Origin of the sequence: Halomonas sp. SIMBA_159 (assembly GCF_046536035.1) — a bacterium.
Taxonomy (GTDB): domain Bacteria; phylum Pseudomonadota; class Gammaproteobacteria; order Pseudomonadales; family Halomonadaceae; genus Vreelandella; species Vreelandella venusta_A.
Genome location: NZ_JAWJBT010001318.1, coordinates 1 through 245, shown reverse-complemented (window position 1 = coordinate 245; position 245 = coordinate 1). Strand labels below are relative to the sequence as shown.

At 65.3% G+C, this 245-nt stretch carries 1 protein-coding gene; it reads left to right on the top strand.

The window, feature by feature from the left end:
* Nucleotides 1-102 precede the first annotated feature (102 nt).
* Nucleotides 103-245 (top strand): YcgL domain-containing protein (locus tag R0J87_RS23530; protein WP_498889404.1); only part of this gene is annotated, 143 nt, incomplete at its 3' end.

Below are 245 nucleotides of genomic sequence, written 5' to 3'. Positions count from 1 at the left end.
GGCTACGCTCGGTCGGGCAGGGCCACGTGTTAGGCATCGCGGTGGCGCCGGGGTTCACCGGCCGCGCTTTCGCAACGACCGCCGCGGCGTCATACTTGATCCATGCATGTTTCAGTCTACAAGGGCCGGAAGCGGCCGGACACCTACATATTCCTGCCCGTCAAGGACGACTTCTCGGTTCTGTCCGACGAGCTCCGGCGGGCCATGGGCGAGCTCGTCCACGTCATGGACCTGGTGCTGACACC